The organism is Pseudoxanthomonas jiangsuensis (assembly GCF_010093185.1).
Taxonomy (GTDB): domain Bacteria; phylum Pseudomonadota; class Gammaproteobacteria; order Xanthomonadales; family Xanthomonadaceae; genus Pseudoxanthomonas; species Pseudoxanthomonas jiangsuensis.
In genome coordinates, this window is sequence record NZ_PDWL01000012.1 from 69,643 (window position 1) to 81,411 (window position 11,769).

The following is an 11,769-nucleotide window of genomic DNA, read 5'->3' on the forward strand; positions in this document are numbered from 1 at the left end:
CCGCCGGGACTGGCGGCCCAGCCACAGGAGCCTCGCCCATGCGCGATTCCTTCGCCACCCGCAACCGCCTGGACCTGGGCGGCAAGAGCTACAGCTACGCCAGCCTGCCCAGGCTCGGCCAGCGCTTCGACCTGAGCCGCCTGCCCTACTCGATGAAGATCCTGCTGGAGAACCTGCTCCGGCACGAGGACGGGGTCACCGTCCTGCCCGCCCATATCGAGGCGGTCGCGCGCTGGGACCCGAAGGCCGAACCGGACACCGAGATCGCCTTCATGCCCGCGCGCGTGGTGCTGCAGGACTTCACCGGCGTGCCCTGCGTGGTCGACCTGGCGGCGATGCGCGACGCGGTGGTCCGGCTGGGCGGCCAGGCCGACCAGATCAATCCGCTGATCCCCTCCGAGCTGGTGATCGACCATTCGGTCCAGGTGGACGTGTTCGGCACCCCGACCGCACTGGACCTCAACGGCAAGATCGAGTTCGAGCGCAACCGCGAGCGCTACGCCTTCCTGCGCTGGGGCCAGAAGGCCTTCGACGGCTTCAAGGTGGTGCCGCCCAACACCGGCATCGTCCACCAGGTGAACCTGGAGAACCTGGCCCGGGTGGTGATGACCGCAGAGAAGGACGGCGAGAGCTGGGCCTACCCGGACACCGTGTTCGGCACCGACTCGCACACCACCATGATCAACGGCATCGGCGTGCTGGGCTGGGGTGTGGGTGGGATCGAGGCCGAGGCGGCGATGCTCGGCCAGCCGTCCTCGATGCTGATCCCGCAGGTGGTCGGCTTCAAGCTCAGCGGCCGGCTGCCCGAGGGCGCCACCGCCACCGACCTGGTCCTGACCGTGACCCAGATGCTGCGCAAGCACGGGGTGGTCGGCAAGTTCGTCGAGTTCTACGGCGACGGCCTGCAGCACCTGCCGCTGGCCGACCGCGCCACCATCGGCAACATGGCGCCCGAGTACGGCGCCACCTGCGGCATCTTCCCGATCGACAGCGAGTCCCTGAATTATCTGCGCCTGTCCGGCCGCAGCGAGGAGCAGATCGCGCTGGTCGAGGCCTACGCCAAGGCCCAGGGCCTGTGGCACGAGCCCGGCAGTCCGCACGCGCAATACAGCAGCACTCTGGAACTGGACATGGGCGAGGTGAAGCCTTCGCTGGCCGGGCCCAAGCGCCCGCAGGACCGGGTCCTGCTGGGCGACATGATGGCCAACTACCGCGAGAACGTCGCCCTGCTCACCGCCGGCCGCGACAAGCGCAGCACCGAGGTGGCCGACTTCATCGCCGAAGGCGGCAACGCCGCGGTCGGCAACGACGCTTTGCAGAAGGGCGTGGCCCACATCGAGATCGACGGTGCCCCGGTCAAGCTGCGCGACGGCGCGGTGGTGATCGCCGCGATCACCTCGTGCACCAACACCTCCAACCCTGCGGTGATGGTCGCCGCCGGCCTGCTGGCGCGCAACGCCGCCGCGCGCGGCCTCAACCGCCAGCCCTGGGTGAAGACCTCGCTCGGCCCGGGTTCACGCGTGGTCACCGACTACCTGGACAAGGCCGGGCTGCTGAAGGAACTGGAGAAGGTCGGCTTCTACATCGTCGGTTACGGCTGCACCACCTGCATCGGCAACTCCGGGCCTTTGCCGCAGGAAGTCAGCGCCGGGATCGCCGCCGGCGACCTGGTGGTGACCTCGGTGCTGTCGGGCAACCGCAACTTCGAGGGCCGCGTGCATCCCGAAGTGAAGATGAACTACCTGGCCTCGCCGCCGCTGGTGGTGGCCTACGCCCTGGCCGGCACCACCGACATCGACCTGACCACCGAGCCGCTGGGCCTGGGCCATGACGGGCGGCCGGTGTTCCTCCGTGACATCTGGCCGAGCAGCAAGGAGATCGGCGACGTGATCGCCGCCACCATCGGCCCGGAAATGTTCAAGCAGAACTACGCCGACGTGTTCAAGGGCGACAGCCGCTGGAACACGATCGAATCGCCCGACGGCGGCCTGTACGCCTGGGACGCGGACTCGACCTACATCAAGAACCCGCCCTACTTCGACGGCATCACGATGGCGGTCGGCAACATCGCCGACATCCACGGCGCGCGGGTGCTGGGACTGTTCGGCGACTCGATCACCACCGACCACATCTCCCCGGCCGGCAACATCAAGAAGGATTCGCCCGCCGGGCGCTTCCTGCAGTCGCGCGGGGTGCAGCCGGCCGACTTCAACAGCTACGGCAGCCGCCGCGGCAACGACGACGTCATGGTCCGCGGGACCTTCGCCAACATCCGGATCAAGAACCTGTTCTTCGGCGGCGAGGAAGGCGGCAACACCCTGTACTTCGGCGCGCAGCCCGCGGAGAAGATGTCGATCTACGACGCGGCTATGCGCTACAAGGGCGAAGGCACGCCCTTGCTGGTGATCGCCGGCAAGGAGTATGGCACCGGTTCCTCGCGCGACTGGGCGGCCAAGGGCACCAACCTGCTGGGGGTCAAGGCGGTGATCGCCGAGAGCTTCGAGCGCATCCACCGCTCCAACCTGGTTGGCATGGGCGTGCTGCCCCTGCAGTTCAAGGACGGCCAGAACGCGCAGTCGCTGGGGCTGGACGGCACCGAGGTGTTCGACATCGCCGGCCTGGCCGACGGCGCCAGCAAGACCGCGCAGGTCACCGCGCGCAAGGCCGACGGCACGGTGGTGGCGTTCGAGCTGCACGTGCTACTGCTGACGCCGAAGGAAGTGGAGTACTTCCGCCACGGCGGCCTGCTGCAGTACGTGCTGCGCCAGCTGGCCGCGAGGAAGGCGGCGTAACCGCCGGAACGGGCGGAAGCCCCGCCCCGCCCAAGGCGCGGGGCGTTCGCCACGACCGCGCGGCAGTGCCGCGCAAGCGGCCGTAGCTCACCCACCACGGCGGCCTGCTGCAGTACGTGCTGCGCCAGCTGGCCGCGAGGAAGGCGGCGTAACCTCCGGAACGGGCGGAAGCCCCGCCCCGCCCAAGGCGCGGGGCGTTCGCCACGACCGCGCGGCAGTGCCGCGCAAGCGGCCGTAGCTCACCCACCACGGCGGCCTGCTGCAGTACGTGCTGCGCCAGCTGGCCGCGAGGAAGGCGGCGTAACCTCCGGAACGGGCGGAAGCCCCGCCCCGCCCAAGGCGCGGGGCGTTCGCCACGACCGCGCGGCAGTGCCGCGCAAGCGGCCGTAGCTCACCCACCACGGCGGCCTGCTGCAGTACGTGCTGCGCCAGCTGGCCGCGAGGAAAGCGGCGTAGCTTCCGGGTGGATCCGGCTCAGCGCGGCTTCCAGTCGGCGTAGTACAGCCGCCACTGGCCGTCCTCGTCGCGCCAGCCGGTGGTCACCTCCCAGGCATTTGCGCGCTCGGGCAGGAAGCGGCCGTGGCCGCCGGTGGCCACGGCGCTGAAGCGCACCGTGGCCCGGTCGCCCTGCAGCCGGACGTCGGCCGGACCCAAGGTCAAGCCGACGCTGGCGTTTGCCAGCAGCTGCGCGCGCACCACCTGCTGCAACGCAGCACGATCGATGCCGCCATTGCCGCTGAAATCGGCGGCCACTCCGTCCATGAAATCGCCGGCACGGCGCTCCTCCAGCGCCGCCTGCATCGCGCCCAACTGCTCGCGCAGCCGCTGTTCCGGCGGGGTCCGCGCGCAGGCCGCGAGCAGCGCCAACAGCACCAGCACACCCCACCCTGCCCACCCTCTGCCCGTGCGTCTGTCCGCTTCGGTTTCCATGCGCTTCGCCTTTTCCATCCGGAACGGTATGCTCGCATCCGCGCTGCAGCCAAGCCCATCCGCCGCCTGCAGCCCGGGATGCACATAAAGAACACCACCTCGGAGGGAGGCGCAATGAGTCCGGATCGTCCTTGGCTGCAGAGCTATCCGAAAGGCGTGCCCGCCACGATCGACCCCGACGAATACCGCTCCGTCGCCGCCGTGTTCGCGGCCTCGGCCTCGCGCTATGGCGACCGCCCGGCCTACCGCAACTTCGGCAAGGAACTGACCTACGCCCAGGTCGACGCGCTGAGCGCGCAGTTCGCCGCCTACCTGCTGGGCGAGCTGGGCCTGAAGAAGGGCGACCGCGTCGCCCTGATGATGCCCAACTGCCTGCAGTACCCGATCGCCACCTTCGGCATCCTGCGCGCCGGCCTGACCGTGGTGAACGTCAACCCGCTGTACACCGCCCGCGAGCTCAAGCACCAGCTGGTCGACGCCGGCGCGGCGGCGATCGTGGTGGTCGACAACTTCGGCCACACCGTGCAGGAAGTGCTGGCCGACACCCCGCTCAAGCAGGTGATCACCACCGGCCTGGGCGACATGATCGGCTTCCCCAAGGGAGCGATCGTCAACTTCGTGCTCAAGTACATCAAGAAGATGGTGCCGGACTACGACATCCCCGGCGCGGTCCGCTTCCGCGAAGCGCTGGCCGCCGGCAAGCGCCATCCGCTGCCGCAGGTGGACATCGACCCGGGCGACATCGCCTTCCTGCAGTACACCGGCGGCACCACCGGCGTGGCCAAGGGCGCGATGCTGACCCATCGCAACCTGGTGGCGAACATGCAGCAGGCCTCGGCCTGGCTGGGCGCCAACGACCTCAAGCGCGGCGAGGAGGTGATCATCACCGCCCTGCCGCTGTACCACATCTTCGCGTTGACCGCGAACGGCCTGGTCTTCATGGAGCTGGGCGGGCTCAACCACCTGATCACCAACCCGCGCGACATGCCCGGCTTCGTCAAGGAGCTCAAGGGCACCCGCTTCACCGCGATCACCGGGGTCAACACCCTGTTCAACGGCCTGCTCAACACCCCCGGTTTCGGCGAGGTGGACTTCTCCTCGCTCAAGGTCACCCTGGGCGGCGGCATGGCGGTGCAGCGCGCGGTGGCCGAGCGCTGGAAGGAAGTGACCGGGGTGACCCTGGTCGAGGCCTACGGCCTGACCGAGACCTCGCCGGCGGTATGCATCAACCCGCTGGACCTGCAGGCGTTCAACGGCGCCATCGGCCTGCCAATTCCTTCAACCGACGTCTGCTTCAAGGACGACGACGGCAACCTGGTGCCGGCCGGCGAAGTCGGCGAGCTGTGCGTCAAGGGCCCGCAGGTGATGAAGGGCTACTGGCAGAAGCCGGAGGAGACGGCCAAGGTGATCGACGCCGACGGCTGGCTGCACACCGGCGACATGGCCCGGATCGACGCCCAGGGCTTCGTCTACATCGTCGACCGCAAGAAGGACATGATCCTGGTCTCGGGCTTCAACGTGTATCCGAACGAGGTCGAGGACGTGGTCGCGGCGATGCCGGGCGTGCTCGAGGTGGCCGCGGTCGGCATACCGGACGAGCGCTCGGGCGAGGCGGTGAAGCTGTTCGTGGTCAAGAAGGACCCCTCGCTCACCGCCGAGCAGGTCAAGGCCTACTGCCGGGAGACGCTGACCGGCTACAAGCAGCCGCGCCAGATCGAATTCCGGACCGAGCTGCCGAAGAGCAACGTCGGCAAGATCCTGCGCAAGGAACTACGCGACGCCCCGGCCAAGGCGGCGGCCGAACCGGCGCACTGAGGCAGCGGCACCCAAGGGGATTCCCGCCAGCTCCGGGATCCCCTGGTGCGGGATCGGCAGCCGCAACGCACGGCCGGCGCCCTGCCGGCCACGTGCCTTTAATTCTCCGTTCAGGTGTAGCATCGCCCGGGCCACCCTAGCCCGCTGCTCCCTGCCGGCGGGCTCCTTGCCCCCGGAGAATCACGATGAGCACGATCGAACCGCTGCAGCGCGTCCACCACTACCCCACCATCCGCGTCCAGACCCCAGCCGACGGCAGCGCCCACTGGCTGTACATGCACGCCGACGCCGGCCAGGGCATCCGCCCGTGCTGCCGCTTCGAGATGCTGGAGGACATGTGGAGCTACATGAGCTCCATCACCCTGCGCGAATCCCAGCGCAGCCCCGGGCGCCTGCGTCACTTCGTGCTGGCCTCGGCCGCCCAGGCCTACAACCTCGGCGGCGACCTGGAGCTGTTCATGCGCCTGATCCGCGAGGGCAACCGCGAGCGCCTGCTGGCCTACGCCCGGCGCTGCGTGGAAGGCGTGCACCACGTCCACACCGGCTTCGGCGGCGACATCCACACCGTGGCCCTGATCCAGGGCGACGCCCTGGGCGGCGGCCTGGAGATGGCCCTGGCCTGCCACACCATCGTCGCCGAGGAAGGCGCGGGCATGGGCCTGCCGGAAGTGCTGTTCGGGCTGTTCCCGGGCATGGGCGCGTACTCGTTCCTGTGCAAGCGGGTCAGCGCGCGCCAGGCCGAGAAGATGATCCTCAGCGGCGAGATCTACAGCAGCGAGGAGATGTACCGGCTCGGCGTGGTCGACGTGCTGGTGCCCAAGGGCCAGGGCGAACGCGCGGTCCAGGACCTGATCCGCCAGCACCAGCGCGCGCCGCACTCGCACCTGGCGATGAACGCCGTGCGCCGGATCGGCCAGCCGGTCAGCTACGACGAACTGATGGGCATCACCGAGGTCTGGGTCGACACCGCGCTGGCGCTGGGCGACAAGGCGCTGCGGACGATGGAGCGGATCGTGCGCGCCCAGACCCGCAGGGCCAGCGCCGACGCCGCCTGATCTCTGCCGCGAGGTCCCAGTACCGGACCAGGGATGGCACACAGGGGGGATGATCGGGCCCGGCAGGATGCCGGGCCTTTGTTTTTGCGGCGGCGGATAGCCGCGGCCGTTCTCAGCTCTCGCCGTCGCGCACGTCTTCGATGCCGCGCAGGCGCACCGCCAGCGCTTCCCGGCCCTGGGTCAGGGCGGCATTGAGCAGGGCGATGCGCTGGCGCCATTCGTTGCGCACCTGCCAATCGGGCAGGCGCATCAGGTCGCTGCCCTGCTCGGCCACCCGCACCAGGCCCATGTTCGCGGCCACGCCCTTGATCGCGTGCGCATGGTCGCGCAGGCGCGCCCAGTCGGCGGATTCGCCGGCATGGCTCATCGCCCCGATGCAGCCGTCGGCGTCGGCCAGGCAGTGGGCGACGAACTCGCGCTCGAATTCGATGCCCATGCCCATCGCCGCCAGTTCGTCCAGCACCGAGGTGTCGAGCACGCCGTCGGCGACCGCCGCCTCGACCGCGGCCGGCCGCGACGCCAGCGCCGCGCCGCGACGGCCGCGCTGGGCGGCGATGTCGGCCAGCACCTCGAGCAGGCGCCCGGCCGCCACCGGCTTGGCCAGGAAGGCGTAGGCCCCGGCCTGCTCGCAGCGCTGGATCGATTCGGGGGTGACGTCGGCGCTGAGCACCACCACCGGCGTGCGCGCGCCGGCGCTGCCGGCCTGCATCACCCGCAGCTGGCGCAGCAGGTCCAGGCCGCTGACCCCGGGCATGTGCAGGTCCACGACCACCGCGTCGTACTCGGCGGCGGCCAGCGCGTCGAGCACCTCCTCGCCGCCGCCCACGCTGGTCACCCGGTGCCCGGCCTTCTGCAACAGCCTCTGCAGGACCATGCGGTTGGCCTCGTAGTCGTCGGCCACCAGCAGCTGCATGCTGCGCACCCGCGCGCGGTGGCGCAGGAACGGGTCGGCGAAGGCGATCACGTTGTCGCCGCCATCCGCGGCCTCGCCGGCCGCCGTGGTCGCGGCCTGGTCGAACGCCGGCGTGCGCCGCGGCGGCGCCGGCGTGGCGAACGGGACCTCGACCCAGAACCTGCTGCCGCGCTCGGCCGTGCTCTCGAACCCGATCCGCCCGCCCATGGCCTCGGCCAGGCCCTTGGCGATGGTCGTCCCCAGGCCGGTACCGCCGTAGCGCCGGGCCAGGCTGCCGTCGGCCTGCTCGAACGCGTCGAACAGCCGCTCGCGCATGGCCTCGGGCACGCCGATGCCGGTATCGGTGACGCTGAAGCGCAGGCGCACGCGCGGATCGTCGGCCGCGGCCGGCAACTGCACCACGTCGACCCGGACCCGGCCCTGGTCGGTGAACTTGACCGCGTTGCCGACCAGGTTCAGCAGCACCTGGCGCAGGTGGCCGGCGTCGCCGCGCACCAGCTCGGGCACCTGCTCGTCGATCACCACCAGGTAGTCCAGCTTCTTGGCCCGGGCCTGCGGCTGCAGGATCAGGCCGATCCCGGCCAGCAGCTCGCGCGGCGAAAAATCCTCCAGGTCCAGCTTGAGCTTGCCGGCCTCGATCGCCGAGATGTCGAGCACATCCTCCACCAGCGCCAGCAGGCTGCGGCTGGAGGCCTGGATGGTGCGCACGCATTCGCGCTGCTCGTCGTCCAGGCGGGTGGTGGCCAGCAGTTCGGACATCCCGGCCAGGCCGTTGAGCGGAGTCCGGAACTCGTGGCTCATGTTGGCCAGGAAGCGGCTCTTGGCCTCGCTGGCGCGGCGCGCCTCCTCGGTGGCGCGGGTCAGCTGCCGCAGCAGGCTCGACAGGTACAAGGGCACCGCGGCCAGGCCGGCGAGCAGGCCCAGCCCCAGGCCGCGGACCGCCGGCTGGGCCCAGTACTCGGTCAGCGCCAGCACCGTGCCGAAGCTGGCCAGGGCCATGGCCACCGCCAGCAGCAGGTAGCGGTTGCCGTAGCGCAGGCCGTTGCCGACCGTCACCCACATGATCACCACGTAGATCCAGGCCAGCGGCTCGCCCATCCGGATCATGCCGGCGGCCATCAGCCCGTAGTCGGCCAGCATGCCCACCGCCCGGCGCCCGTCGGAGCGCGCCGGATGCGCCAGCAATGCAGCGAAGATGCCCAGGCTCAGGCCCAGTCCGGTGAGCACGATCGCCAGCACGTCGCGGTACTGGTCGGCATCCAGGCCCGCCCGCGAGGACGGCAGCAGCACGTAGCCCAGGATCAGCACGATCAGCGCGATCCGCACCAGCGCCTGGCCGTGCTCGCTGTCCGGCCGGTGCGACAGGCGTGCCTTCAGCCAGGCGATGGGCTCAGGCATGGCCGACGGCTCCCGGGCGCGCCGATGCGGTCGAGCACTGCTCGCAGATCTGCAGCAGGCGCTCGCGCCCGCGCATCAGCGCGTCCACGCAATGCGGATCGAACAGGCGCCCGCGCTGGGCGTAGAGCCAGGCCAGGGCCGCGTCGATCGTCCAGGCCTCCTTGTAGGGCCGCGGCGAGATCAGCGCGTCGAACACGTCGGCCACCGCCACGATCCGCGCCTCCAGCGGGATCGCCTCGCCGGCCAGGCCGTCGGGATAACCGCTGCCGTCGTAGCGCTCGTGGTGGCGCAGGGCGATCAGCGCGCCGACCTGGATGAAGCGGTTCTGGCTGCCGGCCAGCAGCTCGTAGCCGATCCGCGGATGCCGGCGCATGACCGCCATCTCGTCCTCTTCCAGCTTGCCCGGCTTCATCAGCACCGCGTCGGGGATGGCGATCTTGCCCATGTCGTGCAAGGGTGCGGCCATCTCGATGATGCGCACGTCGTCTTCCGCCAGGCCCAGGCCCTCGGCGATCAGCCCGGCCACCCGCGACATCCGCTCCAGGAAGGCGCTGGTGCCCGCGTCCCGGAACTCGATCGCCCGCGCCAGCCGCGACAGGGTCTCGCGCTCGCGCTCCTCGACCTCGTGCATGCTCGACAGCAGCCTCTGCTCGAGCGACAGCGCCCTCTGCTTGACCGTCTCGGTCTGCTGCCGCAGCTGCAGAAGGTTGTGGCAGCGGGCGCGCAGCTCGCGCGGACGGACCGGCTTGACCAGGAAATCGATCACCCCGGCTTCCAGCGCCGCCTGGCGCACCGGCTCGTCGCCGACCACGGTGATCAGCACGATCGGGATGTCGCGGTGCTTGGGCATGCGCCGGAAACGGCGGGCGAACTCCAGCCCGTCCATGCCCGGCATCCGGTAGTCCAGCAGCAGGAGGTCGGTGGGGTTGTCGTCGCACCAGGCCAGGGCCTGGCGGGCGTCGCCGAAGTCGTGCACGGCCAGTTCCGAGGCGATGTCCTCGATAATGTGGCGCAGCATCGTGCGCGCCGATGCCTGGTCGTCGACGATGACGATGTCCAAGTCCCTGTCCGCCCCGCTCCGTCCCGCCTGAGCGGCGGAGAATAACGCGGTATTGGCCGTGCCCGCATCCATGGTCGCCCCCCGCCATGCGACGGCGGCGGGCATGAGGCCGCCGCCGGCTGGCCCTGGGAAACACGCAGGAAGCGTGCCAGGGAGGTCAAGCCAGGCTGCGACAGACCATCGCAGTGGGCCCGACCCGCCCCGGCCCGCGGGCCTCAGCCGGCCTGCTCGGGCCGCATGTACGGGAACAGCAGCACGTCGCGGATCGAGGTGCTGCCGGTCAGCAGCATCACCAGGCGGTCGATGCCGATGCCCAGGCCGCCGGTCGGGGCCATGCCGTATTCCAGCGCGCGGATGTAGTCGGCGTCGTAGTGCATGGCCTCGTCGTCGCCGCCCTCCTTGGCCTCGACCTGAGCCTGGAAGCGCGCGGCCTGGTCCTCGGGGTCGTTCAGCTCGGAGAAGCCGTTGGCGATCTCCTTGCCGTTGATGAACAGCTCGAAGCGGTCGGTGTAGCCGGCCTCGGTGTCGGAGGCGCGGGCCAGCGGCGAGACCTCGACCGGATGGTCGGTGATGAAGGTCGGCTGGACCAGGGTGTGCTCGACCGTGGCCTCGAAGATCTCCAGCAAAAGCTTGCCCCAGCCGTACGACGGCTTGACCCTGATCTTCAGCCGCTCGCAGTGGCGCCAGAGCGCCTCGCGGTCGGTGCAGTCGGCCGCCGAGATCTCCGGGTTGTGGTGGCGCACCGCCTCGTCCATGCGCCAGCGACGGAACCTCGGGCCCAGGTCGATCGCCTGCCCCTCCCACTCCACCTGGGTGGTGCCCAGCACCGACGCCGCGGTGTCGCGGATAACGTTCTCGGTCAGGTCCATGACCTCGTGGTAGGTGGCGTAGGCCTCGTACAGCTCCAGCATCGTGAACTCGGGGTTGTGCCGGGTCGACACCCCCTCGTTGCGGAAGTTGCGGTTGATCTCGTAGACCCGCTCCAGGCCGCCGACCACCAGCCGCTTGAGGTACAGCTCCGGCGCCACCCGCAGGTACAGCTGCAGGTCCAGCGCGTTGTGGTGGGTGACGAAGGGCTTCGCCGTGGCGCCGCCGGGGATGTAGTGCATCATCGGCGTCTCCACTTCCAGGAAGCGGCGGGTGTCCAGCCACTCGCGGATCGCGCGGATGATCTTCGAGCGCTTGACGAACACCTCGCGCGCCTCGGGGGTGACGATCAGGTCGACGTAGCGCTGGCGGTAGCGCTGCTCCACGTCGCTCAGGCCGTGCCACTTGTCCGGCAGCGGCCGCAAGGACTTGGTCAGCAGTCGCAACGAGGTCGCCTTGACCGACAGCTCGCCGGTGCGGGTGCGGGTCAGCCCGCCCTCGACCGCGACGATGTCGCCCACGTCGAACGACTTGAACGCCTCGTAGGCCTCGCCCAGCACACTGCCCTGCAGGAACAGCTGGATCTTCCCCGACTCGTCCATCACCTGGGCGAAGCTGGCCTTGCCCATCACCCGCTTGGCCATCAGCCGGCCGGCGACCGCCACGGTGCGCGGCAGGGCTTCCAGCGCCTCGGCGGTCCAGGCTTCCGCGTCGGCGAACTCGGCCTGCAGGTCGCCGGCGTAGTCGGCGCGCTTGAAGTCGTTGGGGAAGGCCACGCCCTGGGTGCGCAGGGCGGCGAGCTTGGCGCGGCGCTCGGCGATCAGGTGGTTCTCGTCGACCGGGGCGGACGGGGCGGTGTCGGTGGGCTGGGTCATGGTGTCGATCGGATGCCGGAAGGTCGTATTCCAGGGAAGCAGGGGCCCGGCATCCGCATCGCGG

The 11,769-nt window shown here is 70.1% G+C and carries 6 protein-coding genes and 1 pseudogene; 3 read left to right on the forward strand and 4 right to left on the reverse strand.

Features of this window, described 5'->3' with window-relative positions:
* Window positions 1–38: 38 nt before the first annotated feature.
* Window positions 39–2,792, forward strand: a complete 2,754-nt coding sequence (acnA, locus tag CSC62_RS09250) for an aconitate hydratase AcnA (protein ID WP_162405900.1) — start codon at window positions 39–41, stop codon at window positions 2,790–2,792.
* A gap of 474 nt (window positions 2,793–3,266) precedes the next feature.
* Here the strand turns inward: acnA and CSC62_RS09255 are convergent, their stop codons facing one another.
* The gene (locus tag CSC62_RS09255) at window positions 3,267–3,671 is read right to left on the reverse strand and encodes a nuclear transport factor 2 family protein (RefSeq protein WP_246194314.1); all 405 of its coding nucleotides are present in this window, start codon (window positions 3,669–3,671) and stop codon (window positions 3,267–3,269) included.
* 165 nt (window positions 3,672–3,836) lie between these two features.
* On the opposite strand from CSC62_RS09255, the gene CSC62_RS09260 reads away from it, so the two are divergent.
* On the forward strand, window positions 3,837–5,537 hold the full coding sequence (locus tag CSC62_RS09260; protein ID WP_162405902.1) for a long-chain fatty acid--CoA ligase: 1,701 nt from the start codon (window positions 3,837–3,839) through the stop codon (window positions 5,535–5,537).
* Between the two features lie 185 nt (window positions 5,538–5,722).
* A complete protein-coding gene (locus CSC62_RS09265) occupies window positions 5,723–6,592 on the forward strand; it encodes a crotonase/enoyl-CoA hydratase family protein (protein ID WP_162405903.1) in 870 nt (289 codons plus the stop codon).
* Between the two features lie 112 nt (window positions 6,593–6,704).
* Here the strand turns inward: CSC62_RS09265 and CSC62_RS09270 are convergent, their stop codons facing one another.
* The 3 genes and pseudogenes from CSC62_RS09270 to lysS all read right to left on the reverse strand — a co-directional run bounded on the left by CSC62_RS09270 (window position 6,705) and on the right by lysS (window position 11,705).
* A complete protein-coding gene (locus tag CSC62_RS09270) occupies window positions 6,705–8,903 on the reverse strand; it encodes an ATP-binding protein (RefSeq protein WP_162405904.1) in 2,199 nt (732 codons plus the stop codon).
* Window positions 8,896–9,966, reverse strand: a pseudogene (locus CSC62_RS09275) (HD-GYP domain-containing protein); the annotation flags it as partial. The pseudogene CSC62_RS09275 and the gene CSC62_RS09270, both read right to left, overlap by 8 nt.
* A gap of 212 nt (window positions 9,967–10,178) precedes the next feature.
* A complete protein-coding gene (gene lysS, locus CSC62_RS09280; protein WP_162405906.1) occupies window positions 10,179–11,705 on the reverse strand; it encodes a lysine--tRNA ligase in 1,527 nt (508 codons plus the stop codon).
* Between the last annotated feature and the right edge of the window lie 64 nt (window positions 11,706–11,769).